The organism is Mesorhizobium sp. P2_H9 (assembly GCF_056403215.1).
Genome location: NZ_JBFUFX010000017.1, coordinates 18,542 through 45,509 on the forward strand (window position 1 = coordinate 18,542; position 26,968 = coordinate 45,509).

Below are 26,968 nucleotides of genomic sequence, written 5' to 3' on the forward strand. Positions count from 1 at the left end.
CGATATATACACCTTTAGATTGTATCACCTTTTGCGTGCAACTCAAGGGGCACGGAGCCGCGTCGGTTGAAAATCGCTTCCGGCGAGCCAGGCAGATCCCTCACCCCAACTCAAAATGCCTGGGAAACGCCTGGTGCAGCAGGAGGAGCATGGTCTTGCGCAGCACGTTGGTGTCACGGCTGGACGGATTGAGATGGTCCCAGTACCAGGCGCCGTGAACCAGGTAATTCAGGCTCTCCGACAGGGTGTCTATGTCGACCCCGGTATAACCGCCGCTGCGCGATATCTCGATCAGCAGCTCGCGCGCCTCGGCGGTGTAGGCGAGATCGCTCGGCAAGCCGATTTCATTATAGATCTGCATGCTCTTGCGGTCGCTGGAGAACACGACGAAGACCGAAACCCAGTTCGGGTGCTGCCGGGCGAAACGCTGCGCGCAATCGACCGCGCCCAGGGCCCGCTCCGCCGCCGAAAGGCCTGGCGCCCGCACCAGCGTCACCCACAGCTCGTCGTAGCGATCGCTGAGATACTGCAGCACGGCGCGAAACAGGTTCTCCTTGCTGCGAAAGTGAAAGACCACCAGCGCGTTGGAGGAACCAACATGCTCGGCGATGCGCTGCATGGTGACGCTCGCCAGGCCTTCCTCGGCGATAAGTTCGATCGTGGCGTCGATGATGCGCTGAACGCTCGCTTCGCCGCGCTCGCGCCGGCGGTCCTTGGGGGCGGCATCGTTCGCCGACCCCTTGGTAGTTGCAGCCCTGTCCGCCGCGATTGCCTTGCGTTGCGCCATTTTCATCCAGCCTTTTCGACCTTGCGGCCCGCCTCAAATATCAAAGCGACGGGCGTGTCGCCGCACTCTCATACCATTGCCCCTGTGCCGTTTCATAGGCGAGAGCCGCCCGGAACACATCGGCGTCGCAATAGGTGCGACCGACGATCTGCAGGCCCGTCGGGACGCCATTTGCCGCCCTGCCCGATGGAATTGAGACTACGGGACAACGGCTCAGCATGTTGAACGGCGTCGTCATCACCCAGCCAAGCGACGGGTTCACCTGCTTTCCGTTGATCGCCAGCGTTTCCCTGGTGTGGTCGAACTCCGCCGGCACGGCGGGAAGCGCGTTCGTCGGGCAGATCAGCACGTCATACTTTTCCAACAGCGGCCCCAGCGTCTCGTACATTTTGGCCGCCACCTCCAGCGTTCCGACGAAGTCGGCGGCCTTCGACTTTCGCCCGTCCTCGGCGAACTGCCTGGCATAGCTGGTCATGTCCTTGCCGTGCTCCTTGAGCAATTGCGACAGCGAGGCTCCGAACAGATGCTCCAGGTAAGCGATGCCGGCCTTCAGCACCTCGTCGCCCCAGCCAAGATCGACCTCCTCGACCGTGGCGCCGAGCGAGCGGAACACATCGCAGGCGGCAAGCGTGTTCTTGCGCACGTCGGCATCGACTTCAAAGGAGCCGAGGTCCATCGAGAAGGCAATCTTCCAGCCCTTGATCGGCTTGTAGTCGAGCGGCAGCCGCAGTTTCGGCCGCAGCGTGGCGATGTCGAGCGGGCTCGGTCCGGCCATGACGTTCTGCAGCAGGATCGCGTCCTTCACGTTCCGCGCCAGCGGCCCGGTGTGGCAGTAGAAATCCAGGTTGAAGGGCGGCTCGTCCGGGTTGCGCCCATAAGGCGGCTTGAAGCCGACAAGACCGCAGGCCGACGCCGGAATGCGGATCGATCCGGCAATGTCCGAGCCGGTGGCGATCGAAGATGTGCCGGAGGCCAGCGTTGCCGCGGCACCGCCGGACGAGCCGCCGGGCGTAAAATCCGGGTTCCATGGGTTGCGGGTAACGCCCCAGCGCTTCGACCAGGTAAAGCCGGCGCAGCTGAATTCGGGCGTTGCCGTGCGCGCATGCACGATGCCTCCCGCCTTGATGACGCGCTCGTTCATCGTCGACGTGTGACCGCCAATGGCGTCCTTGGTCAGCAGCGAGCCATGCGATGTCGGCTTGCCCTTGATGTAGCTCTCGTCCTTTATGCCGATCGGCAGGCCCTCGAGCGCGCCGGTTCGGGCGCCTTTGGCGTATTTCGCCTCGGCCTTTTTGGCCAGATCCATCGCCTCGTCGAAATGCTCGAAGGTGAAGCAGTTGATCGTCGCCTTCGTCGCCTCGGCGCGGTCGATGGTCGCCTGCATCAGTTCGACGGGCGACAGTGTCTTCGCCTTGAACTGCCGCAACGCCTCGCTGGCCGGGATATAGCAGAGGTCGAGATCGGTCATGAAGGTCTCCTGCGATCGCCAGATCGCCTTTTGGCTTGATGGTCGAGAGGGTGGCCGCGCCGCATGTCGCGGCGCGGAAAACAACGGATCGGGCTATTTCTGCAGGTCGGTCCAGATCTTGGTGTAAAGCGCCTGCACATCCGGCGGACAGGCCGCCATGAACTGGCCCTTGGCCGCGAATTCCGCGGGAACCTTCACTTCCGGCGCATCTTTCATGTCGGCCGGCATGAAGGCTTCCGAGCCCTTGATGCCGTTCGAATAGCGCGCGAAGGCCGAGATCAGTGCGGCATTCTCGGGATCCATGATGAAGTTCTGGAACAGCTTGGCATTCTCGACATTCTTGGCGTCCTTGAGGACCGCGACATTGTCCATCCAGATCGGATAACCCTCCTTGGGATAGCCATAGACGATCTTGTCGTTCTGCAGCCGCTGGCGCAGCGATATGCCGTTCCAGTTGACGCCGGCCGCGATGTCGCCCTTGCCCAGCCCGTCGACGGCACCGTAGTCGAAGGACAGCCATTTCGCCTTGGCCTCGACCAGCTTGTCGCGCACCTTCTTCAGCAGCACCTTGTCGTCGGTGCAGTACTGGCCGCCTTCATAGGCAATGGCGAGGAACATGACGTCCCCCATTTCGGGGACGACATTGATCTTGCCGACGAGTTCGGCCGGCGGGTCGAGGAATATCGCCGACGTATTCACGTCGCCGGAATAGACCGACTTGTTGACCGATACACCGGTCGTTCCCCACTGCCACGGAACGGTGTATTTGCGGCCCGGATCAAAAGGCACATCGACCCATTTCGGGTCCATGTTCTTGAAGTTTTCCATTGTGTTGGGATCGGTCTCCAGCAGCAGACCTTCACTGATCCAGATCGGAACCACGCTGGCCGAAGGCACGACAATGTCGAAACCGGCCCCGCCCTGGCGGATCTTGGCGAGCGCGGTGTCGTTGGAATCGAAGTCGGTGACGGTAACCTTGACCTTGTAGGTCTGTTCGAACTTCTTGATCAGGTCCGGGCTGGTGTAGTTGCCCCAATTGTAGATGTTGAGCTCGCCATCGGCGCGGGCCATCCCGGTCATGGCCATCAGCGACAGCCCCAGAGCGGTCGCGGTCAGTTTCCAGTTCATGCACTTGCTCCCATTGTTGGGACCGGCGGCAATGCTGCCTCAGGTCCGTTTCCTGCTGACGAAAAAGAAAGCGGTGACGATGCCGATCGACAGCACGAGGAAGGCCGTCGAGATGGCGTTGATTTCCGGCGTCACGCCGCGCCGGAGCTGGCCGAGCATGTAGGTCGGCAGCGTGTCCTGGCCGCCCGATTTGACGAATTCGGTGATGACGACGTCGTCCAGCGAGACGACGAAGGCGAGCATCAGCCCGGCGAGAATGCCGGGCCACAGCAGCGGCAAGGTCACGTGCCGGAAGGTCTGCCATCTGGTCGCGTAGAGATCGGCCGCCGCCCTTTCGAGCGACAGATCCATGCTTTCCAGCCGCGCCCGGATCGGCAGAAAGGCGAAGGGAATGCAGAAGGCGGTGTGCGCGGCGATGAGGTAGCCGAGACCCGAATAACCGGTCCAGATCTTGATGCGTGAAAACACGATCAGCAGCGCCACCGCGGTGACGATCTCCGGCACCATCAGCGGCTGGTTGATGAAGGCGTATTTGAAGGTCAGCCCGCGATAGGGCTTGGTCCGCGTCGTCGCCAGCGCCGCCATCGTCGCGCAGATCGTCGCCAGCACGGCGGCGACGGCGGCGATCTGGGCCGAGCGGATCGACGATTCGATGACCAGCGAGTTGTTCCAGGCGACGTGGAACCAGCGCAGCGAAAAGCCCTTCCAGATCGCCAGCGATTCGTTGTCGTTGAAGGCGTAGGCCACCAGCGTGGCGATCGGCAGATAGAGCAGGAAGAAGCACAGCATCGCCATCGAGGCAAAGCCAGTCTGCCGCCGGACGTCAAAGCGGTCAGCCATGGCTGCCATCCGATCTGGTTGTGTTGCGGACGTAGAACAGCAGCGCGACCATGACGATCGCCATCAGAGTGATCGACAGCGCCGCACCCAGCGGCCAGTTTCGGCCCTGGCCAAATTGCAACTCGATCAGATTGCCGATCATCAGATTGGTGCCGCCGCCCAGCACGCGCGGCGTCACATAGGCGCCGAGCGACGGGATGAAGACGAGGATCGAACCGGCGACCATGCCCGGCGTGACCAACGGCACGATGATGCGCCGCAGCACCTGGAACCGCGTCGCGTAGAGATCGTAGCCCGCCTCGACGAGGCGAAAGTCGATCTTTTCCATGCTGGCGTAGAGCGGCAGCACCATCAGCGGCAGGAACACATAGACCATGCCGAGCAGCACGGCGAAATTCGTGTACATCAGCTGGATCGGGTGGTCGGTAATCCGCAGCGCCTGCAGCACCCAGTTGATGAGGCCGTCATTGCGCAGCACCTCCTGCATGGCGAAGGTGCGGATCAAAAGGTTGGTCCAGAACGGGATGGTGATCAGGAACAGCCAGATGTCGCGCCGGTGTTCCGGCCGCGTGGCGATGAAATAGGCGGTCGGAAAGCCAAAAATCAGGGTCAGCCCAGTGGTTGCCAGCGACAGCGAGACCGAGCGCCAGAAGATCGACAGATGCGCGCCGGCAAGCGACAGCGTGTCGTCGAAGACATCGCGCTCGAGCAGAACCGACAACCAGGCGTCGGCCGAGAACTGCCACTTCACATCGCCGTAATTGCCGGGCGTCAGGAAGGAATAGACCACCACGATCAGCAGCGGCCCGACGGCCGCGAGGAAGACGATCAGCAGCGCCGGGGCGGACAGCAGCCAGCGCGACCTGATATCGTCGCGCTCAGCCTTGTCGGCGACCTCTTTCGCGCTCGCCATCGGCCCTAATCCTTCAACAGCTGGGCGGCGTCGTCGCCGATCGAAATGCCGACCTTGCCGCCGTTTTCGAAACCGCAACTGGCGCTACGCGAATTCTGCTGGCGCACGATGAAGGCTTCGCCGCCATCCAGCCGGACATGGATATGCGTGTCGGTGCCGAAATAGACGATGGTCTCGATCGTACCGGTGAGGTCGCCGGGGCCCTTAACCAGCTTCGCATGTTCGGGCCGCACCATCAGTGTTGCCTTGCTGCCCGGCTGAAAGTCCCTGGCGGTGGTTGCGCAGATCCTCGCGCCCGAACTCAAGACGATCCGCGCATGGCCGTTCCCTGCACTTTCGATCGTGCCGGTCAAAAAGTTCGTCTCGCCGATGAAGTCGGCGACGAAGCGTTCGGCCGGGTGGTCGTAGACATCCCAGGGCGTGCCGACCTGCAGGATATTGCCCGACGACATCACCGCGATGCGGTCCGACATGGTCAGTGCCTCCTCCTGGTCGTGGGTGACGAAGATGAAGGTGATGCCGGTCTCGTGCTGCAGGCGCTTCAGTTCGATCTGCATCTCCTTACGCAGTTTGTAGTCCAGTGCGGAGAGCGGCTCGTCGAGCAGCAGCACTTTCGGCTGCGGCGCCAGCGCCCGGGCCAGCGCCACGCGCTGCTGCTGGCCGCCGGAGATCTGGCTGGTTCGCCGGTTCTTCAGCTCCTGCATGTGGACGAGCTTCAGCATCGCCTCGACACGAGCCTCGATCTCGGCCTTCGATCTGCCCAGCATCTTCAGGCCAAAGCCGATGTTTTCGGCCACCGTCATGTGCGGGAACAGCGCATAGGACTGGAACACGGTGTTGACCGGCCGCTTGAACGGCGGCAGCGGCGCGATGTCCTGGCCGTAGAGCAGGATTTCGCCGTCGGTCGGATAGTCGAAGCCGGCGATCAGCCTGAGCAGCGTCGTCTTTCCGCAGCCCGAAGGCCCCAGCAGCGTGAAGAATTCGTTTTCGCGGATCGAGACGGAGACATTGTCGAGCGCCCTGACGGCGTCGTGGCCGGTTCCCTGAAAAATTCTGGTGACGCCCTTCGCCTCAACGGCTGGCCGGTTGGCTGTCAAGATATTCCCCTTTTTTCGGTGGCCATTCACCGGCAAACGCCGGCTGGCCAACTCGGTTCTCGACGTTAGGGATAACTATGACTAACTATACAGTCAACTTCTTTTTACGGAATGCCGCTTGCCCCTGGATTGCGCCGGGACCCCACGCCTGAGGGCACCCTGCCGCCGTCAGAGTGGACGTTCGATGCCGATGCGCCGGTGATCCCGTCATGGTATGGTCACGGACGAGGCCACTGATGAATTGGGGCAAGCCTTGGCGTCATCGCCGCGGCTTGCAGGTTTGGGTCGGGTTCATGCGCCTTCTGGCGGCTGCGCTGCTGATGACCATGGCGCTCCTTTCCGCCGCGCGCGGCGAGGAGCGCATCGCGTTGGTGGTCGCCAACCCTGCCTATGACGGCGCGCCGTCCATCGCCAACGCCGAACTCAGTGCCGAACTCGTCGCAACGAGCCTGCGGTCGCTTGGGTTCAGCGTCCAGCAAGTGTCCGACGGCGATCGCGCCGATGTGGCGCACGCCATGTATGATTTTGCCAAGTCGCTGGCCAGCGCCGATTCCGTCGGCATCTTCTACTATGTCGGTCATACGGCTCAGGCCAACGGCCGCAACTATATGCTGACACGCGGCGCGCGGACCGATTCAAAGGAAACCGTCGACCAGACGGCATTGCCTCTCGACCTGTTTCTGCAAGCGCTCGAGGCAACGCCGACATTCAAGCTGGTTTTTCTGGACAATCCCGGCGACGGAGACAATCCGACGCCGGGCGTGATGCAAGGGCTAGCGGCGATCGATCCGCCGTCCAACGCCATCGTCACCTTTTCCGCCAAGCCGGGAAGCGTCGCGCTGAACGAAGCCAAACCGGTCACGGTGTTTGCCGATGCGCTGACGGCCGCGCTGACCAGGCGGGACATGACGATCGGCGCCATGCTCGCTTCGGTCACGGAAACGGTTGCCAACAAGACACTCGCAGCTCAGGGGCCGTGGGTGGCCTATGGTCTTGCTGCCGACGGCCAATTTGTGCTGACGCCGGACCGGTCGGTCGCCGCCGCACCGACCGAGACACCGCCGGCACCCCTCGATGCGCTGCCGGCGCCCGAGCCCGAGCCGGTACCGCCGATGCAGAGCTGGTCCAGCGGCAGTGGGGGCAGCGACATTTCCGGAAGTGATGGTTCTGGCCCCGCCGATAGCGACTCCGGCTTCCTCAATTTCGATGGCAGAAACCAGGAGTCCCATCCGCCGATGGACGTTGCGCCGGGCTCCGGCAATCCCGACGCCTGGACGGGAAACAGCGCCGACGAGGCTGCCCAATACGAGGAATACAAACGCCAGGAGCAGCAGCGCCAGCAGCAAGAAGAGCAGGCTCGACAACAGTACGAAGCGCAAAAGAAATATCAGGAAGACGCGGGCAAGGCCGCAGCCGCGGCGCAGAACGATCTTGGCGGCGCCTATCGGGAGGACGGCGAAGCCGGCAGCATGGAGCCCGCCCCGCCACCGGAAGCGCAGTCAAGTGCCGAGCCACCCCCGCCACCGCCCGAATCGGCCACGGCTGAAGAGCCACCTGCCTCTGACACGGCGACATCCGAAGACCCTTCGGCATTGCCGCCTGCCCCGTCGCCGGCGCCCGCCCCACCGCCTGTCATTGTGCCGCTTTCTCCATTGCCCGATTTGCCGTCGGCGGCCGAGGCGCCTTCAGCGCCGCTGCCCGAGGCACCTCCCGGGATGGTGTCTCCACCCGTCGACAACAATGCAATCGAAGTGGTGCGCCATCCCTCCATCGATGCACCGGGCGAAGTGGTCGCTGGTGAAACGGTGACCGTTTCGATCGCGCTGACCGAGGAACAATTGACGCCCGAGGTGAAGGTCAAGGCGGCGCCCGGTTCGTCGGTGACGCCAGACGGCGCCCTGGCCATGGCGATGCCGGCCGGAACCGATTCCTGGCCGATCGATATCGATCTCTTCGCCAGCGGTTTCGATCTTGTCGACGGCGGCAAATGGAGCCGGCAGACGACGCTCTATCGCGAGGGCGATAGCGATTTCGTCCGCTTCGACCTCAAGGCACGAGCGATCGCCAAGGACAGCAAGCCGACACAATTCATCGCCCGCATCTACAGCGCCGGCCGCTTTCTCGGCTCCGCATCGCGGCCCGTGATCATCAAGCGTTTGCAGCCGGTGGCACCGTCAGTCGAAGCCACCGCCGACACAGCCCCTCCGGTCATGTTGCTGGCCTCTGCTCCGCCGCAGCCTGTGACCGGCAAGGTCGAACTCGGCGGCGGTGGCACGGATGACGTGCCCGACCTCGACGTGACCATTCTCTATGACGATCCGAGCGGCCTAGGCGCTGGACAAATCATCATCCATTCGCCGCATCTGGCCGGCCCGATCACCGATACGTTCTCGACCCCGCCGGAAATGGCGGCGTGGCTGGACTCTGAATACCGCGTGCTGCTGCAGCTGGGATTGAGCCTGCGCGGTGCTGTCTCGCTGCAACAGCCTGCCACAAGCAGCGATCCGGAGGCGCAAAAGCGCTTTGTCACGCTGGCCGCCGAAGGCTTTGGCGACGCACTCTACCGGGACTACGTGCCAAAGGCTTTCAAGGACGTGTTCTGGTCGTTGCGCGACAAGGGCGAACTGCATTCGATCCAGATCACCTCGAACAGCCCGACGCTGCCATGGGAGCTGATCCGACCGCAAAGCGGAGATGGCGCAACCCGCGACGGCTTTCTCGGCATGAGCTACCGGCTGGCCCGCTGGGCGCCGCGCAGCATATCCTCGCAGGTCGACAATCCGCTCGACCGCATGGCCTTCACCGGCGTCGCGGCTGTCGCTCCCTCCTATGTCGACAAGCAGTCGCTGCCGTTCCAGCAGGTCGAGATCGACGCGCTGAGCAAGCTCGCCGGCTATCGCCGCTTCGACGGCGATTTCGTCTCCTTCGAAAAACTGGTCGGCGAGGTCTCGACCGGGTTTATCCATTTTTCCGGCCACGGCGAGGTCAACCAGCCGAGCAGCGGCCGGCCGGTTTTCGCCATCGACCTCGTCGACCAGTCTCTCGATCCGGACACATGGCGCGCGCTGGTCACCGCCGCACACGGCAAGGGCAACCCGTTCTACTTCTTCAACGCCTGCGACACCGGCCGCTCGCAAATGCTCGGCGGCTTCGTGCAAGGCTGGGGTCCGGCGGTGCTGGGGGGCGGCGCGTCCGGCTTCATCGGCGGCATGTGGCCGCTGACCGACCGTGCGGCCGCAGCCTTCTCGACCGGCTTCTATGGCGACATCACCACCCAGCTCAAGGACGGGCCGGTCTATCTGGCCGAAGTGCTGCAAGGCGTGCGCAAGCGGTTCTACGAAACCGGCGACCCGACCTACCTGGCCTATACTTTCTACGGCAACGCCAATCTTCAGGTCGTCACACAGTAGACGTGGAAATGGCCGGGAAAGCTCGCCTCACAGCGCCCGTTGCGGGCACGGCGTTCCGATGGTGTCATCGCAGCGCGAGGCCATGGGGTGCGATCTGAGGCTCATGCCCTCCGACTGGCGCACCAGTTCGGCAAAGACAAGGGCAAAACTTCCCAGCATCAGGACGACAATGATCAGGCGTGTCACCGGCAATAGACAGGTCTCGACTGGCTAGCCCCCCAGCCACCCATCCTCTGCCGGCTAACATGACCGCTCAGGCTTTACGAGTGTTTAAGCTCGGTCTTAACCATCACATTCGCCTTACCCGCGACACGAACCGCGAGCCGATGGCTGGCATTTTCGCGCCGCCGCTGCGTTGCCGTGCGGGATAACACCTCCCTTTGCAGAAAAGTCCGCCCATGCTACCCCGGCGCTGGCGCGGCCCAAGCAACCGGTCGCCATCCGGGAGCCATGAGCAAAGCCGCCAGCCGTTTCGCCTTCGTCTCATCCGATACAGCCGATGCCAAGGCAGCGCTGGAAAGCCTGTCGGCGCGCTATGGCCACACGTCCAACGGGGATGCCGACGTCATCGTGGCGCTCGGCGGCGACGGTTTTCTGCTGCAAACGCTGCGCGATACGATGGGCACGGGCAAGAAGGTCTACGGCATGAACCGTGGCACCATCGGCTTCCTGATGAACGAATACCGCGTCGGCGGCCTGGCCGAGCGCATCGCCGCTGCGGTCGCCGAAACGATCCGTCCGCTGGAGATGCTGGCGGTGACGCATGAGGGCGAAACGGTTTCAGCGCTGGCCATCAACGAGGTGGCACTGTGGCGCCAGTCCTACCAGACGGCAAAGATCCGCATCACCGTGGACGAGCAGGAGCGGCTGGCGGAATTGAACTGCGACGGCGTGATGATTGCGACGCCGGCGGGCTCTACCGCCTACAATCTATCCGCGCACGGGCCAATCCTGCCGCTCGACGCGCCGCTGCTGGCGCTGACCCCGGTCAGCCCGTTCCGCCCACGCCGCTGGCGCGGTGCGCTGCTCTCCAACAAGGCGACCGTGCGCTTCGATATACTAGAGCCGGAAAAGCGGCCGGTGAACGCCGCCGCCGACCACACCGAGGTCAAGGCGGTGGCCTCGGTCACGGTCCGGGAATCGCCGACGGCGACGGCGACGCTGCTGTTTGATCCCAACCATTCGTGGAACGAGCGCATTCTCGCCGAGCAGTTTCGCTACTGAGCCGGCGCAACGACCGGCAGCAGGATTAAGCATCGCGATTAAGGTTACAACTTCACAATCGTCCCTTTCCCGCCCGTTTCTGTTGACAAATCGCGGGCTTGCGCCTAATCGCAATACCAATCTTGCAGGCGCGTGGCGCTTGCCGCGACGGATGCCGTTGCGCTTCCCCGAACCAGCCAAAGACAACAACACTTGTCCTCAGACACAACGACCGCTCAAGAAGCGTTGACCTTCGCAGACCTCGGCCTGTCGCCGAAGGTCCTTTCCGCAGTCACCGATGCCGGCTACACCGAGCCGACGCCGATTCAGGCTGGCGCCATCCCGCATGCCTTGCTCGGCAAGGACATTCTGGGCATCGCCCAGACTGGCACCGGCAAGACGGCTTCCTTCGTGCTGCCGATGCTGACCCGCCTTGAAAAAGGCCGGGCCCGCGCTCGCATGCCGCGCACGCTGATTCTGGAGCCGACGCGCGAGCTTGCCGCGCAGGTCGAAGAAAATTTCATCAGATACGGCAAGAACCACAAGCTCAACATCGCCCTGCTGATCGGCGGCGTGTCGTTCGACGAGCAGGACAAGAAGCTGGAGCGTGGCGCCGACGTGCTGATCGCGACACCCGGCCGCCTGCTCGACCATCGCGAGCGCGGCAAGCTGTTGCTCAACGGCGTCGAGATCCTCGTCATCGACGAGGCCGACCGCATGCTCGACATGGGCTTCATCCCCGACATCGAACGTATCTGCGAGATGATCCCGTTCACCAGGCAGACGCTGTTCTTCTCGGCGACGATGCCGCCCGAAATCACCAAGCTCACCGAAAAGTTCCTGCACGCGCCGATCCGCGTCGAGGTTTCCAAGGCCGCATCCGCCGCCACCAACATCATCCAGCGGCTGGTCAAGTCGGGCTCGAAGCCGTGGGACAAGCGCGAGACGCTGCGCAATTTGATGAAGGCCGAGGACGAAGGGCTGAAGAACGCCATCATCTTCTGCAACCGCAAGGTCGAGGTCTCGGAGCTGTTCCGCTCGCTGTTGAAGTATGATTTCGATGCCGGCGCCTTGCATGGCGACATGGACCAGCGCGCCCGCATGCAGATGCTGGCCAATTTCCGTGACGGCAAGCTGCGCTACCTCGTCGCTTCGGACGTCGCGGCGCGCGGTCTCGACATCCCCGATGTCAGCCATGTCTTCAACTACGATGTGCCGATCCATGCCGAGGACTATGTCCACCGCATCGGCCGTACCGGCCGCGCCGGCCGCTCGGGCAAGTCCTTCACCATCGCCACCAAGTCGGACACCAAATACATCGACGCCATCGAACGGCTGATCGGCAACAAGATCGAATGGCATGATGGCGACCTGTCGACGGTCGTCGCCAGCGAGGGCGGTGAGGACGATGCTCCCCGCCGTGGCCGCGGCGCGCCGCGCCGCGCCGGCCGCAAGGACGATGACCGCAAGGAGCGCGGCGAGCGCAAACCACGCGAGCGCCACGCCAAGCCTGCCGAAGAATCGGCACCGCAAGCAGCACTCGAGGACGTGCCGGTCGTGGCCGAGGCCGCGGTCGCCGATATTGGCGAGCGGCGGGCGCGCAAGGAATCGATCCGTTCCGAGAACACCGAACGCAAGGCTTCCGATCGCAACGAGCAGCGCGCACCGGAACGCGGCGACACCAGGCCGCAGCGCGATAACACCAGCCGCCCTGCCCGCCACCGCCAGGAAGACAACGACTCGACCGTCGGCTTCGGCGACGACATGCCGGCCTTCATGCGGATCGTCGCCAAGGTCTGATCCCCGACCGCCTTCGAAGGCAAGCCGGCCATCCGGCTTGCCTTCTCGGCAAAACCTCCTGGCCTGGTTCGCCCGTCACATCGGCCCAGGCATCATCTTGGTCGGTTTCTCGAGCATCGGAAACTCGGCCTTGTTGCATTTCACGTTCGGGTTGGTCGGGCTGAACATGCCGTTCGGATTGTCCTTGAGCCAGGCGTGAAGGTCGTAGTGGACGAACTCCCTCGGGATGAGCGGATAGTGTCCCTCCATCGGGCCCATGAACGTTTGGCCAAACAGCTTCGGCGGCGCTTTGATGTCCGGCGTCAGCGGCACCAGCCATTCCACCCCGACCAGGTGCAGGCCCTTTTTCGTCGGCTCGTAGATCAGCACATTGGGGTGCATCGGATCGAGTTTCTGGCCGATGCTTGGGACGTTGACGAAATGGATACCCATGGCGCCTTTCGGGTAATCCATCGCGCCCGCTATCTTTTCTCCACTGTAGTAGACGCAGCCGACTGTCGACAGATAAAGGTCGCGGACGGCGGCGGTGTAGTCTTCATATTTGGCGAGCGATTTTTTCAGGGCATCTATGTCGGCCTTGCTGGCATCCTCGGCTTGAGCCGCAGCGGTGCCCAACCATGCGCCTAGAAGACTGGTCATAGCGAGGACGGCGCAGCGCCCACGGCTGGTTGTTCTTGTCATGCATTCCTCCCAGATTTTCTGATCTGGCCGTGCAAGACCGAGGCGGAAAAATGCTGAGTGCGCGGCCAGTTCGTACCGCCTCATCCCCTCCGGAACAGCGACGATGCTATTCCTTTCCAAGCTGCCGGAAAGCCGCTACTTTAGAAGTAGCTAATTCCTTCGCGCGCCAACCTGAAGCGGCGACTCCGCTCAAACAAAAACGGCCCCGACGTTGGGGGCCGTTTCGCATTCGCTTGCCAAACAGCTCAGGTGAGCGGCGACAGCTGGATCTCGACGCGCCGGTTCTGTGCACGGCCCTGGGCCGTCGCGTTGGATGCGACGGGACGGGTCTTGCCGAAGCCGGTGACGGCGAAACGGCGCGAATCGACGCCCTGGCCCGAGAGGTAGTTGGCGACTGCCAGCGCGCGGCGCTGCGACAGGTCGAAATTGTGCTCGTCGCCACCGGTCGAATCGGTATGGCCGAACACGTCGACCGTGGTCTGGCGGAACTTGTTCAGCACCAGGGCGACCGAATTCAGCACCTGGTAGAAGCCGGGCTTCACCGCGTCCTGGTCGACGTTGAAGGTGATGTCGGACGGCATGTTGAGGATGATCTGGTCGCCGGTGCGGGTAACGCTGACACCGGTGCCCTGAAGCTGCCGGCGCAGTTCGGCCTCGTTCTGGTCCATCGTAGCGCCGATCGCGCCACCGGCCAGCGCGCCGATGCCGGCGCCGATCAACGCATTGCGGCGATCGTTGCCGCCGGCAAGCAGGCCGAGACCCGCACCCGCCAGGGCGCCAAGACCGGCGCCGGCTGCGGTGTTGGAAACCTTCTGCTCCCCGGTATACGGGTCGGTGGTGGTGCAGGCGCTCACGAGCACAGCCGTCGCCACGACGACGAGCAAAGTCTTTTTCATAGGATCGTCCCTCTCCAATCGGCGGTCGCGCCACAGGCGCGCCGTTTCAGCCCTTCCGGCGACTTGTAACATGAAATGCGGCAAAAAACGGAACGGCAAAAGCGCCGGCGGTGTCTCAGTTTGAAATAAGCGGAATGATCAGCACGACGACGACTTCGATGATGGGGATTGCCACGAAGATGGCAAGAAAGCCGGCAATCCCCATCCCGATTTTGACCGGCCAAGACGGATGAGGGATCGCCTTCCAGGCGAAAAATGCGCTCGCGACGCCTAAACCGAATGCGACAATGCCAATGACCGGAGACCGCGTCATTGGAAGCATTAGATCATCAAAAAAAAGAAAGATCGCGCCGATGAAGACTAGCTGGACTGCGAGCCCGAATAGAAACGCGCGTTTCACGTGGCCCGCCCGGTGCTATCTTTTATCGGCATCAGACTACGTCTTTCGTTTTGTGTGGCCCGCGTTTCGGTGCAACCGCATCATCTTCTCGCAAAGATTGTCCATTAACCAGAGCATTTTGGAGCCGCCACTACCCAAGCGCTGATCAGGGCTTTTCCCGGTGCACTTCCGCGCCGCCTGCGAGATTGATCGGCTACCAGAGATTCTTGCCGTCGATGACGACCACTTCGACCGTGTCCAGGTCGAAATCGTCGAACAGACGTGAATTGACGCTGACCTTCGGATTGTCGAAGTCCGGCTCGCCGGTCGACCAGTCCGGCGTCTCGGTGAAAGTGCCGCAGCCGCAGGTGGCGCAAAACCCGTGTTTCACGGTTTTCGACCCCCAAAGATAGAAAGAGACATTTTCGATCGGGCTGGTGAGCTTGAACTGCGAGGGCGTGTAGTAGGCCCACAGCGACCCGCGCTTCGAGCAGAAGGAACAGGTGCAGCGCGTCACCGTTTGTGGCGCCTCCGAGACCTCGAATGTCGTCGCCTTGCAGTGACAGCTTGCCTTGATGGTCATAAGCGCATTCCTCTCCATTGCCCGCCGCCTATGCGACAAGGCAGCATAGAGAAGCGCTCCTGACAACTGTCTGTCAGCAGGCTTTGCTCGAACGAGCCGAGCAGCGCTAATAAGAGCGCGGCGGCACGAACAGGCAGATCGTCTTGCCGGCGTCGAGACCAGCTTGATGAGCGCACCAGTGGAACTCGCCGTCCGGGCTGTCCTTGACGCGCTTGTCGCTCATCGGAACAACCTCACCCGTGCCGGCAATCACATAACCCTCGGGCTTTTCCAGCACCTCGCCCGTATGGGTCGTACGGCAATCATAGTTGGCACAGCACGCGAATGGATAAGACCAGCCTTGCGGCATCGACTTGGTAGGCGTCGCGTCATGGGCGAAGGCAGATGCCGTCAGCATTGCGGTCGCGCCGATTGCGAACAGGGAAAACAGAAGTCGGCCAGCCGGTCGAACGGCATTGGCCGATCTGGATGTGGCAGCAGACATGGAAACGTTCCTTTCAAACGAGCATCAAGCGTTTCGCTTGCCCGTTCCCGGAACGTGTTCTTCCCAGTGGCCGATCGTCGGCTCGCAGATATGCCGCGTCCGGCCATAAATGCTTTTAAACCACGGGGATGGTGAGCCGATTTATGAGTCGGCGCAAGAAAATGCTGCGTCCACAATGCCGCAGCCCCAAACGCCGATTGGCGCTTGCCGCGATTGAGCCGAAGGGGTGTTGTTCGACCGCGGCGCACGCCGTCAGTCGATATCCGCCACCACTTCGCCAGCGCCGCCCTCGATGCGCTGCGACAGCGACGCCTCCATGAAATCGTCGAGGTCGCCGTCGAGCACGCTCGACGGGCTGGTGCTCTCGACCCCGGTGCGCAGGTCCTTCACCAGCTGGTAGGGCTGCAGCACGTAGGAGCGGATCTGGTGGCCCCAGCCGATATCGCTCTTGGACGCCTCGGTGGCGTTGGCCACCGCTTCACGCTTTTTGAGCTCTTCCTCGTAAAGCCGCGAGCGCAGCATTTCCCAGGCCTTGGCCTTGTTCTTGTGCTGCGAGCGCTCGGCCTGACAGGCGACCGCAATACCGGTGGCGATATGGGTGATGCGAACCGCCGAATCCGTCGTGTTGACGTGCTGGCCGCCCGAACCGGACGAACGGTAGGTGTCGATGCGCACGTCGGATTCAGAGACGTCGATCTCGATCCTGTCATCGACGACTGGATAGACCCAGATGCTGGAGAAGGACGTATGGCGGCGCGCATTGCTGTCATATGGCGAGATGCGCACCAGGCGATGAACGCCCGACTCCGTCTTCAGCCAGCCATAGGCATTGTGGCCCTTGATCAGCAAGGTGGCGGACTTGATGCCGGCCTCTTCACCGTCATGCACTTCCAGCACTTCGACCTTGAAGCGGCGGCGCTCGGCCCAGCGTGTGTACATGCGCAGCAGCATCGAGGCCCAGTCCTGGCTCTCCGTGCCGCCGGCGCCGGCGTGGACCTCGAGATAGGTGTCGTTGGCGTCCGCCTCGCCCGACAGCAGCGTCTCGACCTGGCGAGCCTTCGCCTCGCCCTGCATCGAGCGCAGCGACGCCTCCGCCTCGGCGATGACGCTCTCGTCGCCCTCTTCCTCGCCAAGCCCGATCAGGCCGATATTGTCTTCCAGCGCCTGGGTCAGGCTCTTGACGCCGGCGATGCCGTCCTCGAGGCCCTGGCGCTCACGCATAAGCTTCTGTGCTTCCAGCGGGTCGTTCCAGAGGCTCGAATCCTCGGCGCGCACATTGAGGTACTCAAGCCGCTTTATGGCCTGATCCCAGTCAAAGATGCCTCCTCAGCAGGGTTATCGCCTGCCTGATTTCATCGACAATATTCTGCGTTTCCGCGCGCATGGCTGGCTGTTCTGTCCTGTTGCTGGAATGGCGCTTTGGTCGGCGCGATACATAGGCACGGCACCGCCGCCTGTAAAGCGAAATGGGCTGGCGCGAAAGCCAGCCCCGTTTCGAGTGTCAGCGTGTCAGAACAGCCCGCCGCCGGTCGACTGGATGGCTTGCGTGGCTTGCGGCGACAGCGGTCCGCCGGCGCCGTTGGAGCCGTCTGCGCCCATGCCGATCACCCAATAGCTGTCGGCGGGGCCGGTGCCCGGCTTGAAGGCTTCGATGATGGTGCCCGCCTCGCCCTCGCCTGCCCGCATGCCGGTCTTGCGATTGATGGCGATGAGGTTCATGCCTTCCGGCACCTTGAAGTCGACATTGGGCGTGCCGTCCAACGCCACGCGCATGAAATTCTTGAAGATCGGCGCCGCGAGGCCGCCGCCGGTTGCGCCGTGGCCAAGGCCACGCGGCGTGTCGTAGCCCATGTAGAGCCCGACGACGAGGTTCGGCGTGTAGCCAATGAACCAGGCATCCTTCTCGTCGTTTGTCGTACCCGTCTTGCCGGCGATATGCCGGCCAAGTTCGGCGATGGTGGCGCCGGTACCGCGCTGGACAACGCCTTCCATCATCGAGGTGATCTGGTAGGCGGTCATCGGATCGAGCACCTGCTCGGCATTGTCGACCAGTTCCGGCTCCGGCTGGTTCTGCCATTCGGGCGCGTTGCAGCCTTCGCAGCCGCGCTCGTCCTGCTTGAACACGGTTTTGCCGTAGCGGTCCTGAATGCGATCGATCAGCGAGGGTTTGATCGCCTTGCCGCCATTGGCCATGATCGAATAGGCCGACACCATGCGCATCACCGTCGTTTCGCCGGAGCCCAGCGCCATCGGCAGATACGGCGCCAGATGGTCATAGACGCCGAAGCGCTCGGCATATTCCACGACCAGCTTCATGCCCATGTCGTTGGCCAGCCGCACCGTCATCAGGTTGCGCGACTTTTCGATGCCGGAGCGCAATGTCGCCGGACCCGCCGCCCCGCCGTCATAATTCTTCGGCGTCCAGGTCGTGTTGCCGCTCTGGATGGTGATCGGTCCGTCCATGATCACCGAGGCCGGCGTATAGCCGTTGTCGAGCGCAGCCGAGTAGACGATCGGCTTGAACGACGAGCCCGGCTGACGCATGGCCTGCGTGGCGCGGTTGAATTCCGACTGCGCGTAGGAGAAGCCGCCCACCATGGCCAGAACACGGCCGGTATGCGGATCCATGGCGATCATGCCGCCTTCCACTTCCGGAATCTGGCGCAGGCTGTAGGCGCCCTCGGTGCCGTCGTTCTTCTGCACGAAAATGACGTCGCCCGGCTTCAGCACGTCTGCCGGCGACTTGGCCTTGACGGTCTTGCCGTCGACCACATGGCGCATGGCAAAGCCCATGTCGTCCTTGCTGACGGTGCCTTCGACACGCTCCTTGACGATCTCACCCGAGATCTGCCGCGTCGGCTGCAGGCCGATCGACAGGCCTTCGTCAGAGCTGTCCAGCACGACGGCGAGCGACCATTCGGGCACGTCCTCCAGCCCCTTGACGGCGCCCAGCGGCACGCCCCAGTCGCCGGAGACGTCGATGTTCGTCACCGGGCCGCGATAGCCGCGCAGCGTGTCGAACTTCATCAGGCCGTTCTGCATCGCCGTGCGGGCGATGAGCTGCATTTTCGGGTCGAGCGTGGTGCGCACGGACAGGCCGCCCTCATACAGCGCATTCTCCCCGTAGCGCGCAATGATCTGGCGGCGCACTTCCTCGGTGAAATATTCGCCCGCGAACAGATAATTGCCGGTGCGGCGCGGCGTGACGCCAAGCGGCTCGGCCTTGGCCTTGTCGCCTTCTTCGCGTGTCACGTAGCCGTTCTCGACCATCTGGTCGATGACCCAGTTGCGGCGCTCGAGCGCACGGTCGGCATGCTTGAAGGGATGGTAGTTGTTGGGACCCTTGGGCAGCGAAGCCAGATAGGCCGCTTCCGCCACGGTGAGCTCGTTCACCGACTTGTCGAAATAGGTGAGCGCTGCACCGGCGACGCCATAGGCGCCGAAGCCGAAGAAGATCTCGTTCAGATAGAGCTCGAGAATGCGGTCCTTCGAATAGGCCTGCTCGATGCGGAAGGCGAGGATCATCTCCTTGATCTTGCGCTCATAGGTCTGGTCCGAGGACAACAGGAAGTTCTTCGCCACCTGCTGGGTGATCGTCGAGGCGCCGACCTGGCGCTTGCCGGAGCCGAGATTCTGCAGATTGACGATGACCGCACGGCCAAGACCGGTCACGTCGATGCCGGGGTGGTTGTAGAAATTCTTGTCCTCAGCCGACAGGAAGGCCGCCTTGACGCGGTCCGGAATGGCCTGGATCGGCAAGTAAAGGCGCCGCTCGCGCGCATATTCGGCCATCAGCGCGCCGTCGGATGCATGGATACGGGTGGTCACCGGCGGCTCGTACTTGGCCAGCACTTCGTAGTCGGGCAAATCCTTCGCCAAATGGCCGATATAGATCGCCACGCCCGCCGCGACCAAAAGGGCCAGCGTCGTGCCAATGCCGAAGAAATAGCCAATAAGACGAATCATGCCCGCTCCAGTCCTTGGTTCGGGAATTCCCTAGACGAAGCCGCCTTTCGCGCAAGCTTTCGAAACGGTCCCAATCCGTAATCGAAAACCCATGTCGCCACCATGTGGACAAAATGGGGCAGCGCGGGATTTCGGCCACCAGTGCTGGAAATAAATGTGCCTGGTGTTGTCGTCGGGCAACGCTGCCTCTGGTTGTAGGCGGCGGCAACCATGTCAACCCCCGGTTCCGGTTCCGCTCCTGGCAGAGGCAAACAGCGCCACGGCGTTGGTTATGCTCTGCGCTGCCTTGCCGCGCCAATCGGCATCGAGCAGTTGCGCCTCGTCCTTGGCATTCGAGAGATAGCCGAGTTCGACCAGCACCGACGGAACGTCCGGCGCCTTGAGCACCTTGAAGCCGGCCGAACGCTGCGGATTGTTGATCAGGCCGACGCTGGTCGAAAGCTGGCCGACCAAAGTGTGCGCAAAACTCATCGAGAAATTGTGGGTCTCGCGGCGGATCAGGTCGATCAGGATGTCGGTGACTTCCTTGTTGTCGTCCTTGATCACCATGCCGGCGAACTGGTCGGATAGGTTTTCACGGTCGGCCAGCGCCTGCGCTTCGGGGTCAGACGCCTTGTCGGATACAGTGTAGACGGTGGCGCCGCGAATGCCCTTGACGCTGATCGTGTCGGCGTGGATCGAAATCAGCAGGTCGGCCTCGTGCTGGCGGGCAATGCGCACGCGGTCGTCCAGCCGCAGGAACTCGTCGGTCTCGCGCGTCATGAACACATCGTATTTGCCGATTGCCGCGAGCTTGTCGCGCAGCTCCGTGGCAAAAGCGAGCGTAACGTTCTTTTCGATCGTGCCGTTGAGGCCCTCGGCGCCGCCGTCAATGCCGCCATGGCCGGGATCGATGACCACCGTGAAGCGATGACCTGGATTGGAGATCGGCCCGGTCCCGACCCTGCCGCCCTTGTCGCTCGAGACCGTCGAGCCGGTGGTCAGCGCCTGATCGGCGAGTGCAGCGTCGAATTCGCGTTCGGAGGCCGCCGACATGTCGATGGCGATGCGGTAGCCATTGCCGTCCTCGTTCTTGAGCACGTCGAGCTTGTCGACCGAAAACGGCCCCTTGCCGGTGAGGATCAGCCGCGAAGCCCCCTCGCCGAGGTCGCCGTAGCGCACGCCCTTGACCAGGCCGCGCGCTTTCACATCCTTGGCATTGATGGCGAACGCGGTGCGTGGCAGGTCGATGACCAGACGGTTGGGACCGCGCAGCAGAAACCATTTGATCTCCGGCTCGCGGTCGAAAGTCATGACGATGCGCATCTTGGTGGCATCGCCCGCCATTTTGTAGCTGGTCGCGCCGAGCGGCGCGTCGGCGGCGCGGCAAAGCGGCGAAAAAACCAGGCAAGCCGCCATCAGCAAAAGAACACAGCCGGCGCGGGCCAAATCCCCCCAGCCGCAACGCCCCTTGTCTGTGCTGTCTGCCAGTCCCATCTTTCTCCAGTCGCTCCCGGGTTTGGCGCCTGGCGCCGGGTCGTTTTGTCGAAGTGCCGGTTAGGCCGCGAACTCGATTAACGATTGGTATATAGAGAAGGTTAACCAAGCCTTTTCATTGTGGGATAGAGGCCTGAGCTTCCCTAAGGGCACTGCTTTTTGCCGGCATCCTAAATCGGGGTTGCCTTCCACCCCGCCAAATCATAAAAGCGATGGTGGATCACTGCAATCCTGGAACCGCTTCTCCCGCAGCTTCCTGCTACAGGTCAGATGAAAGGCGGCTCCTTTCGCTTCCAGCGAAAAGGGTTCAGGTGATCGCGACGAATTTCGCAGGTGTGCGCCCGTGGCGGGGGAATCGCCTGCGTGAGGAAAACGGCCGGGTTCGTCCCGTGCCGGCTCTGTAAGAGCAAACAAGCTGGTCCGGTTTTTTCCGGGCTTTGGTTCAAAAGGTTCTGCTGGTGACGATGGCTTCAAGCGCAATCATGGAAAGGTCCGCATCAAACCGCGCCATTATGGCTGCGGGCGGCACCGCCATGGCGCTCAGCCGGCGGCCGGCGGACGTTCAATTGTCCGGCACCCATAATCTTCCAGCCACACAGCGGCGGGCTTTGCCTCGCAAGCTGCAGCTGGCGGCTGCCGGGGGGAAACGAAATAATGCCCAACAAGATGCTGATAGACGCCTCCCACCCGGAGGAAACACGCGTTGTCGTCGTTCGCGGTAACCGTATTGAAGAATTCGACTTTGAATCCCAGGACAAGAAGCAGCTCAAAGGTAACATCTACCTCGCCCGCGTAACGCGCGTCGAACCTTCCCTGCAGGCAGCCTTTGTCGAATATGGCGGCAACCGTCACGGTTTTCTCGCCTTCAGTGAAATACACCCCGACTACTACCAGATCCCGGTCGCCGATCGTCAGGCGCTGCTGCGCGCGGAAGCGCAGGAAGCCCAGGACGAAGAGGATGAGGACGGCGATGGCGACGACCGCCAGAACCGCGATCGCGGGCGGCGCGGACGTCGTCGCGGCGGCAAAGGTCGCGAGCGCGGTGAAAACAAGCGCGATGCCGGTGCCGATTCCGACGACAGCGGCGAAAATGGCGACACCGGCGGTGACGCCGTCGCCGAAGGCGCCGCTCCCGAACTTGCCGACACCTCGCCGGATACGGCCGGGCACGAAGCGGGGCACGACGAGGCCGCAGATCATGGCGAGACCGAACCTTCCGAGGGCGGCCCCACTTCCATCGCGGCAAGCGTCGAAGCGGATGTGATTTCCGAAGCCGTGACGCAGGCAGAGCCGAGTGGCGAAGTCACCTCCAGTGACGCAAGTGGCGAAGCCACGTCCAGCGACAATGACCGCGGCATGCTGGAAGAGGTGCAGTCCTCGCATCCTGACGACCACGAGGTCGAATCGGTCGGCGCCGAGGACGCGCTGGAAGAAGTGCGCAACCGCCGCAAGCCGGTGCGCCGCCAGTACAAGATCCAGGAAGTCATCAAGCGCCGCCAGATCCTGCTGGTCCAAGTCGTCAAGGAAGAGCGCGGCAACAAGGGTGCTGCACTCACCACCTATCTATCGCTTGCCGGCCGCTATTCGGTGCTGATGCCGAACACCGCGCGTGGCGGCGGCATTTCGCGCAAGATCACCAGCGCCGTCGACCGCAAGCGCCTCAAGGAGGTCGTCGCCGATCTCGAAGTGCCGCAGGGCATGGGCGTCATCCTGCGCACCGCCGGCGAAAGCCGCACCAAGGCCGAAATCAAGCGCGACTACGAATATCTGATGCGGCTTTGGGAAAATGTCCGCAATCTGACGCTGCAGTCCACCGCCCCTGCCCTCGTCTACGAGGAAGGCAGCCTGATCAAGCGCTCGGTGCGCGACCTCTACAACAAGGACATCGACGAGATTCTTGTCTCCGGCGAGGAAGGCTATCGCGAGGCCAAGGACTTCATGCGCATGCTGATGCCGAGCCACGCCAAGGTGGTTCAGCCGTTCCGCGACACGACGCCGATCTTCGTGCGCAATGGCATCGAGGCGCAGCTCGACCGCATGCTGCAGCCGCAGGTGACGCTGAAAAGCGGCGGCTACATCATCATCAACCAGACCGAAGCGCTGGTCGCCATCGACGTCAATTCGGGCCGCTCCACCAAGGAGCACTCGATCGAGGACACCGCCCTTCACACCAATCTGGAAGCGGCCGAGGAAGTCGCGCGTCAGCTTAGGTTGCGCGATCTCGCCGGCCTGATCGTCATCGACTTCATCGATATGGAGGAGAACCGCAACAACCGCTCCGTCGAAAAGCGGCTGAAGGATCACCTCAAGAACGATCGCGCCCGCATCCAGGTCGGCCGCATCTCGCATTTCGGCCTGATGGAGATGTCGCGCCAGCGCATCCGCGCCAGCGTGCTGGAATCGACGATGAAGCCTTGCCCGCATTGCGGCGGCACCGGCCATGTGCGCTCCGATTCGTCGGTCGCCCTGATGGTGGTGCGGGCGATCGAGGAATTCCTGCTCAAGGATTCGCGCAGCCACATCACCGTGCGGACGCCGGCGGCGACCGCGCTCTACGTGCTCAACCATAAGCGCGGCACGCTGGTGGAACTCGAAAGCCGTTTTGGCCTGACCATCACCATCGAGGCCGACGATACGGTCGGTGTGCAGCACTATGCGATCTTCCGCGGCGCGCTGGCTGAAAAGCCGGAGGGCTTTGTCGAAGCGCGCAGCTTCCCGGCCTATGTCGAGCCGGAAGAGCCCGAGGACGAGATCGTCATCGAGGTCGAAGACGACGAGGCACCGGTGCAAGCCGAACAGCCGCGCCAGCAGCAGCCACAGCAACAGCAGCCACGGCCTGCCGGCGGTGAAGAAAACGGCGAAGGCCGCGATCGTAAGCGCCGCAAGCGCCGCAGACGGCGTGGTGGCAAGGATCGCGATCGCGAGCATGGCGCGCCTTCTGAAGGCGCTTCTGTCTCGACGCCAACCGATGGCATCACTCAGGCGGCAAGCCATGACGGCGCGGAGTCTGACGACGAGGCACGGGTGGTCGGCGTTGTCGAAACGGTGGAAGCGTCGGACGACGCCCAGGGCAAGAAACGCCGGCGCGGCAAGCGCGGCGGCAAGCGCAATCGCCGTGAGGACGGCGAAGGCACTGAAACCGAGGCCGGCGAATCCGCTGACGTTTCGGTGGTGGATGCTTCAGAAGCCGAAGCGACTGCCAGCGAGCCGGTAGCGGTTGAAGAGGTTGCGGCTCCTGTACCGGCGAACGACGACGAACCGGCTGCCGAAAAGCCAAAGAAGAAACGCGCATCGAGGGCGAAGAAGGCCACAGCTGAAGTCGCCGCCGAGACGGTCGCCGAGGCTGCACCGGAAGTTGCCGCCGAGCCCGTGGCCGATGCTCCTGTCGCGGCCGAACCGGCCGTGGCCGAAGAGGAAACGGCGAAGGCACGCCCGACACGGCGCAAGCCCGTTGCAGTGGATGCTCCGGTCGTGCCGGTGGTCTCCTCGACGGTCGCCGACGAGGCCAAAGCCGAGGAAAAGCCGAAGCGCGCCGGCTGGTGGCAGAGGAAAGGCTTCTTCTAAGCTTTTCAGTCACTTGGACTGGTTATCTGACTAATAAAAAAATCCCGCGCCATCCAAACAACGGCGCGGGATTTTCGCATCTTGCGATGGCGAAAACCGTTAGGGCGCGAAGTGTATGCAAGCACCGGAAGCGCAGCGATCAGTCATTTGCAGGCCGGCCTCACCTGAATATCGGTAAGTCCTAGGGCGCGAAGATCGACCAGTTCATCATCCTGGCGAGCTTTTCCAGCGCGATCGAGCCCAGCTTGGAATTGCCGTTGGCGTTCAAGCCAGGCGACCACACCGCAAGCGACGCAACGCCCGGCACGATGCCCAAAATGCCGCCGCCGACGCCGCTCTTGCCGGGAATGCCGACGCGGAAGGCAAAGTCGCCGGACCCGTCATAGTGGCCGCAGGTCAGCATCATCGCGCCAATGCGGCGTGCGCGCTCGGCCGACACCACGGAGTGTCCGGTCGCCGGGTTCTTGCCGCCATTGGCAAGGAAGCGACCGGCCAGCGCCAGCTGCCGGCAGCTCATGGCGATGGCGCAGTGGTGGAAATAGACACCCAGCGCCAGCTCCGGCGCGTGGTGGAGATTGCCAAAGGATTTCATGTAGTTGGCAAGCGCAAAGTTGCGATAGCCGGTGGCGCGTTCGGAAGCGGCGACCTCGCGATCGATGATGATCGTTTCGTCGTCGGCGAGGAACTGGATGAAGCGCAGGATCTCGCCGATCGCCTCGCGCGGCTGGTGGCCGGCGAGCAGGATGTCGGAAATCACGATGGCGCCGGCATTGATGAACGGATTGCGCGGAATGCCGTTCTCATGTTCGAGCTGGACGATCGAGTTGAACGGATTGCCAGAGGGCTCGCGCCCGACGCGTTGCCACAGCGCGTCGCCGACATTGCCGAGCGCCAGGGTCAGCGTGAACACTTTCGAGATGCTCTGGATCGAAAATGCCTCGTCGGCGTCACCCGCCATCAGCACACGGCCGTCATTGGTGACGGCGGCGATACCGAATTTTTTCGGATCGACCTTGCCGAGCTGCGGAATGTAAGTCGCGACATCGCCGCGATCGCTACGCCCAGCCATTTCAGCAGCAACTTCGGCCAGGGCCTGTTCGAGTTCCGGCATTCTCGTCCCCGCTATTTCAGCCAGCGCTCGATGCGCGCCATTGCCTCGACCATGTCGTCATGGCTGCCGGCATAGGAAAAGCGCATGGTGCGGTGCCCTTGCAGCGGATCGAAGTCGCGGCCGGGCGTCGCCGCCACATGCGCTTCGGCCAGCATTTTTCGCGCAAAGGCCATGCTGTCATTGGTGTGCCTCGTGACATCGCAAAACGCATAGAAGGCACCGTCCATGGGGGCGGCCAAGGCGAAGCCGAGTTCCGGCAGGCGCTGCATCAGAAGCTCGCGGTTCCAGGCGTAGCGCGCCTTCACCGCTTCCAGCTCCTGCGTCGCCTTGAACGCCTCGATCGCGGCGATCTGGGAGAGTTCCGGCGGTGAGATGTAGAGGCTCTGGGCAATGCGCTCGACCGGCCGCACCAGCTCGTGCGGCAGCACCATCCAGCCGATGCGCCAGCCGGTCATGCAGTAGTATTTCGAGAACGAATTGATCACCGTCACGCTCGCGCCGTAGGCGAGCGCCGTGGTGTCCGGCGCGGCGTAGGCCAGCCGGTGGTAGATTTCATCGGAGATTACGGCGATGCCGAGCTCCTCAGCCGTCTTCACCAGCGCCGACAGTTCCTCGGCGGGGATGACCGCGCCGGTCGGATTGGCAGGGCTGGCAAACAGCACGCCCTTCAACGGTTTTTCCCGGTGCGCGGTCTTCAGACGCTCGGCATGGACATAGGCGTCACCGTCGAGTTCGATCTCGACGACCTCGATGCCGAGCGCCGCCATGATGTTGCGATAGGCCGGATAGCCCGGCGCGGCGATGGCGACGCGGTCGCCCGGATCGAACATCGCCAGAAAGGCCAGGTTGAAGGCGGCGGACGATCCGGTGGTCACGGCGATGCGGCCGGGCGCGACATCGATCCCGTAATGCTCGCCATAGTGCTCGGCAATCGCCTTGCGCAGGCCGGCAAGCCCCAACGTGTCGGTATAGCCGATGCGGCCGATCTTCAGCGCGTTGGCCGCAGCCTCTCTCACACCGGTCGGCGCCGGGTCCGACGGCTGGCCGACAGCCATGGACACGACCGGCACGCCGGTGGCTCTCAGCCGGTTGGCCTCGGCCAGAATGTCCATGGCGTGGAACGGCTCGACCTCACCGCGGCGCGAAAGCGAAACAACCATTTGACCTCACTGTTGCCGCCCA

The 26,968-nt window shown here is 63.0% G+C and carries 21 protein-coding genes; 4 read left to right on the top strand and 17 right to left on the bottom strand.

Annotation, left to right across the window (positions count from 1 at the left end; translation table 11 throughout):
- Nucleotides 1–100: 100 nt before the first annotated feature.
- The 6 genes from AC1DXN_RS26780 to AC1DXN_RS26805 all read right to left on the bottom strand — a co-directional run bounded on the left by AC1DXN_RS26780 (nt 101) and on the right by AC1DXN_RS26805 (nt 6,233).
- Complete coding sequence (locus AC1DXN_RS26780; RefSeq protein ID WP_477277430.1) at nt 101–793, bottom strand: TetR/AcrR family transcriptional regulator; 693 nt, start codon at nt 791–793, stop codon at nt 101–103.
- Nucleotides 794–827: 34 nt separating this feature from the next.
- On the bottom strand, nt 828–2,255 hold the full coding sequence (locus AC1DXN_RS26785) for an amidase (protein WP_477277428.1): 1,428 nt from the start codon (nt 2,253–2,255) through the stop codon (nt 828–830).
- A gap of 93 nt (nt 2,256–2,348) precedes the next feature.
- Nucleotides 2,349–3,383, bottom strand: coding sequence for an extracellular solute-binding protein (locus AC1DXN_RS26790; RefSeq protein ID WP_477248960.1), 1,035 nt, complete (start codon nt 3,381–3,383; stop codon nt 2,349–2,351).
- Between the two features lie 39 nt (nt 3,384–3,422).
- The gene (locus AC1DXN_RS26795) at nt 3,423–4,223 is read right to left on the bottom strand and encodes an ABC transporter permease (protein WP_477248961.1); all 801 of its coding nucleotides are present in this window, start codon (nt 4,221–4,223) and stop codon (nt 3,423–3,425) included.
- Nucleotides 4,216–5,136, bottom strand: a complete 921-nt coding sequence (locus AC1DXN_RS26800) for an ABC transporter permease (RefSeq protein ID WP_477277426.1) — start codon at nt 5,134–5,136, stop codon at nt 4,216–4,218. Before AC1DXN_RS26800 ends, AC1DXN_RS26795 begins: the two co-directional genes overlap by 8 nt.
- A gap of 5 nt (nt 5,137–5,141) precedes the next feature.
- A complete protein-coding gene (locus AC1DXN_RS26805; protein WP_477277424.1) occupies nt 5,142–6,233 on the bottom strand; it encodes an ABC transporter ATP-binding protein in 1,092 nt (363 codons plus the stop codon).
- Between the two features lie 293 nt (nt 6,234–6,526).
- Here AC1DXN_RS26805 and AC1DXN_RS26810 point away from each other — a divergent pair, with 293 nt between their 5' ends.
- Nucleotides 6,527–9,643 (top strand): caspase family protein, encoded by a 3,117-nt coding sequence (locus AC1DXN_RS26810; RefSeq protein WP_477277422.1) that lies wholly within the window; start codon nt 6,527–6,529, stop codon nt 9,641–9,643.
- A gap of 27 nt (nt 9,644–9,670) precedes the next feature.
- Here AC1DXN_RS26810 and AC1DXN_RS26815 read toward each other — a convergent pair whose 3' ends face one another.
- A complete protein-coding gene (locus AC1DXN_RS26815; protein ID WP_477249108.1) occupies nt 9,671–9,835 on the bottom strand; it encodes a hypothetical protein in 165 nt (54 codons plus the stop codon).
- Between the two features lie 258 nt (nt 9,836–10,093).
- Here AC1DXN_RS26815 and AC1DXN_RS26820 point away from each other — a divergent pair, with 258 nt between their 5' ends.
- Nucleotides 10,094–10,867, top strand: a complete 774-nt coding sequence (locus AC1DXN_RS26820) for an NAD kinase (protein ID WP_477248968.1) — start codon at nt 10,094–10,096, stop codon at nt 10,865–10,867.
- Nucleotides 10,868–11,059: 192 nt separating this feature from the next.
- Entirely contained in the window at nt 11,060–12,646 is a 1,587-nt protein-coding gene (locus AC1DXN_RS26825) for a DEAD/DEAH box helicase (protein ID WP_477421736.1), read from the top strand.
- A 75-nt stretch (nt 12,647–12,721) separates the two neighbouring features.
- Here the strand turns inward: AC1DXN_RS26825 and AC1DXN_RS26830 are convergent, their stop codons facing one another.
- The 8 genes from AC1DXN_RS26830 to AC1DXN_RS26865 all read right to left on the bottom strand — a co-directional run bounded on the left by AC1DXN_RS26830 (nt 12,722) and on the right by AC1DXN_RS26865 (nt 21,111).
- Nucleotides 12,722–13,327: a hypothetical protein gene (locus AC1DXN_RS26830; RefSeq protein ID WP_477277418.1), complete on the bottom strand. Its 606-nt coding sequence runs from the start codon at nt 13,325–13,327 to the stop codon at nt 12,722–12,724.
- 245 nt (nt 13,328–13,572) lie between these two features.
- Nucleotides 13,573–14,223: a YiaD family glycine zipper/OmpA-like lipoprotein gene (locus AC1DXN_RS26835; protein WP_477248974.1), complete on the bottom strand. Its 651-nt coding sequence runs from the start codon at nt 14,221–14,223 to the stop codon at nt 13,573–13,575.
- Nucleotides 14,224–14,338: 115 nt separating this feature from the next.
- Complete coding sequence (locus tag AC1DXN_RS26840; RefSeq protein ID WP_477277416.1) at nt 14,339–14,623, bottom strand: hypothetical protein; 285 nt, start codon at nt 14,621–14,623, stop codon at nt 14,339–14,341.
- A gap of 193 nt (nt 14,624–14,816) precedes the next feature.
- Complete coding sequence (locus AC1DXN_RS26845) at nt 14,817–15,185, bottom strand: GFA family protein (RefSeq protein ID WP_477277414.1); 369 nt, start codon at nt 15,183–15,185, stop codon at nt 14,817–14,819.
- A 106-nt stretch (nt 15,186–15,291) separates the two neighbouring features.
- A complete protein-coding gene (locus tag AC1DXN_RS26850; protein WP_477277412.1) occupies nt 15,292–15,669 on the bottom strand; it encodes a hypothetical protein in 378 nt (125 codons plus the stop codon).
- A gap of 252 nt (nt 15,670–15,921) precedes the next feature.
- A protein-coding gene (gene prfB / locus AC1DXN_RS26855) for a peptide chain release factor 2 (RefSeq protein ID WP_477248981.1) occupies nt 15,922–17,053 on the bottom strand; the annotation gives its coding sequence in 2 pieces (ribosomal slippage) (nt 15,922–16,986 and nt 16,988–17,053; 1,131 coding nt in all).
- Nucleotides 17,054–17,178: 125 nt separating this feature from the next.
- Entirely contained in the window at nt 17,179–19,635 is a 2,457-nt protein-coding gene (locus AC1DXN_RS26860) for a penicillin-binding protein 1A (RefSeq protein ID WP_477277410.1), read from the bottom strand.
- A gap of 213 nt (nt 19,636–19,848) precedes the next feature.
- Nucleotides 19,849–21,111: an N-acetylmuramoyl-L-alanine amidase gene (locus AC1DXN_RS26865; protein WP_477277408.1), complete on the bottom strand. Its 1,263-nt coding sequence runs from the start codon at nt 21,109–21,111 to the stop codon at nt 19,849–19,851.
- A gap of 654 nt (nt 21,112–21,765) precedes the next feature.
- On the opposite strand from AC1DXN_RS26865, the gene AC1DXN_RS26870 reads away from it, so the two are divergent.
- Nucleotides 21,766–24,675 (top strand): Rne/Rng family ribonuclease, encoded by a 2,910-nt coding sequence (locus AC1DXN_RS26870; RefSeq protein WP_477277406.1) that lies wholly within the window; start codon nt 21,766–21,768, stop codon nt 24,673–24,675.
- A 181-nt stretch (nt 24,676–24,856) separates the two neighbouring features.
- On the opposite strand, the gene AC1DXN_RS26875 is transcribed toward AC1DXN_RS26870, so the two are convergent.
- Both AC1DXN_RS26875 and AC1DXN_RS26880 read right to left on the bottom strand, forming a co-directional pair.
- Nucleotides 24,857–25,786 carry a glutaminase gene (locus AC1DXN_RS26875; protein WP_477277404.1) on the bottom strand — a complete coding sequence of 310 codons (930 nt, stop codon included), beginning with the start codon at nt 25,784–25,786 and terminating at the stop codon, nt 24,857–24,859.
- A gap of 11 nt (nt 25,787–25,797) precedes the next feature.
- On the bottom strand, nt 25,798–26,946 hold the full coding sequence (locus tag AC1DXN_RS26880) for a pyridoxal phosphate-dependent aminotransferase (RefSeq protein WP_477277402.1): 1,149 nt from the start codon (nt 26,944–26,946) through the stop codon (nt 25,798–25,800).
- Between the last annotated feature and the right edge of the window lie 22 nt (nt 26,947–26,968).

Coding starts and splice junctions, on each gene's coding strand:
- AC1DXN_RS26785 (WP_477277428.1), bottom strand. CDS start 2,255: ATGACCGATCTCGACCTCTGCTATATCCCGGCCAGCGAGGCGTTGCGG.
- AC1DXN_RS26845 (WP_477277414.1), bottom strand. CDS start 15,185: ATGACCATCAAGGCAAGCTGTCACTGCAAGGCGACGACATTCGAGGTC.
- AC1DXN_RS26820 (WP_477248968.1), top strand. CDS start 10,094: ATGAGCAAAGCCGCCAGCCGTTTCGCCTTCGTCTCATCCGATACAGCC.
- AC1DXN_RS26865 (WP_477277408.1), bottom strand. CDS start 21,111: ATGGGACTGGCAGACAGCACAGACAAGGGGCGTTGCGGCTGGGGGGAT.
- AC1DXN_RS26790 (WP_477248960.1), bottom strand. CDS start 3,383: ATGAACTGGAAACTGACCGCGACCGCTCTGGGGCTGTCGCTGATGGCC.
- AC1DXN_RS26795 (WP_477248961.1), bottom strand. CDS start 4,223: ATGGCTGACCGCTTTGACGTCCGGCGGCAGACTGGCTTTGCCTCGATG.
- AC1DXN_RS26870 (WP_477277406.1), top strand. CDS start 21,766: ATGCCCAACAAGATGCTGATAGACGCCTCCCACCCGGAGGAAACACGC.
- AC1DXN_RS26860 (WP_477277410.1), bottom strand. CDS start 19,635: ATGATTCGTCTTATTGGCTATTTCTTCGGCATTGGCACGACGCTGGCC.
- AC1DXN_RS26875 (WP_477277404.1), bottom strand. CDS start 25,786: ATGCCGGAACTCGAACAGGCCCTGGCCGAAGTTGCTGCTGAAATGGCT.
- AC1DXN_RS26850 (WP_477277412.1), bottom strand. CDS start 15,669: ATGTCTGCTGCCACATCCAGATCGGCCAATGCCGTTCGACCGGCTGGC.
- AC1DXN_RS26830 (WP_477277418.1), bottom strand. CDS start 13,327: ATGACAAGAACAACCAGCCGTGGGCGCTGCGCCGTCCTCGCTATGACC.
- AC1DXN_RS26880 (WP_477277402.1), bottom strand. CDS start 26,946: ATGGTTGTTTCGCTTTCGCGCCGCGGTGAGGTCGAGCCGTTCCACGCC.
- AC1DXN_RS26800 (WP_477277426.1), bottom strand. CDS start 5,136: ATGGCGAGCGCGAAAGAGGTCGCCGACAAGGCTGAGCGCGACGATATC.
- AC1DXN_RS26810 (WP_477277422.1), top strand. CDS start 6,527: ATGCGCCTTCTGGCGGCTGCGCTGCTGATGACCATGGCGCTCCTTTCC.
- AC1DXN_RS26780 (WP_477277430.1), bottom strand. CDS start 793: ATGAAAATGGCGCAACGCAAGGCAATCGCGGCGGACAGGGCTGCAACT.
- AC1DXN_RS26835 (WP_477248974.1), bottom strand. CDS start 14,223: ATGAAAAAGACTTTGCTCGTCGTCGTGGCGACGGCTGTGCTCGTGAGC.